The organism is Lysinibacillus sp. EB271-A1-10B (genome assembly GCF_058791335.1).
Window position 1 is genome coordinate 1 of record NZ_JBYTDL010000064.1, and the last position, 723, is coordinate 723.

1 pseudogene is annotated in these 723 nt (G+C 37.3%); it reads right to left on the minus strand.

The window, feature by feature from the left end:
• A pseudogene (locus AC3WSK_RS26495) lies at nucleotides 1-723 on the minus strand (IS3-like element ISBsp3 family transposase); the annotation flags it as partial.

Consider the following 723-nt stretch of genomic DNA (forward strand, 5'->3'; position numbering starts at 1 on the left):
TGTAGCTTTGGCAAGATTTCGATAAGGGTTTGCACGTCTTACTTTCGAATATAGATTGAATTTACGCATTAATCGTAGAATTTTTTTATGATTCATCGGGATTTCAAGTAGTTCTTCTAGTGCCATGTAAAGACCCCGATAACCAACTTTTCCTTTTGACGCATCATAAATCGTTTTTAGTAGGACGTAGTCCTGAAAATCTGCTTCTTCTCGCATCGCTTGTTTCTCACTATTTTGGAGCCATTTATAATAACCACTGGGGCTTACATTTGCCAAATCACATAAATAACGTGTCATATTTTTCAACTGATACAGCCGAACGGTATCATTAATTGCTTGATACTTTTCCCTTGGTATTAAAATAGCCGTTTCTTTGCCTGCCTTTCCATCTCGTCTAGCTTTTTTAACAGTGTTAATTCAGCTTCAAGTAAACGAATACGTGCCTCTGCTTTTTCTAATTTCTTTTCAGCTGACATGTGTTCTTTTTTTGGTCGACCAGAACCTCCTTTTCCGCGTCTTTCCTCTGAAAATGCTTGTTCTCCATGAGTTTTAAAAGATGCTCTCCAGCGTTTAATCGATGACCTTGCTTTTTCCACACCAATCACTTCTAAATCAAACCCGTTTTCTTTAAAGATTTGTACAGGCCCCTTACCAGCTAGATTTTCTTTGACCGCAAAGATTTTATATTCCGCTGTATATTGAATAGAACGATCTGATACAGAT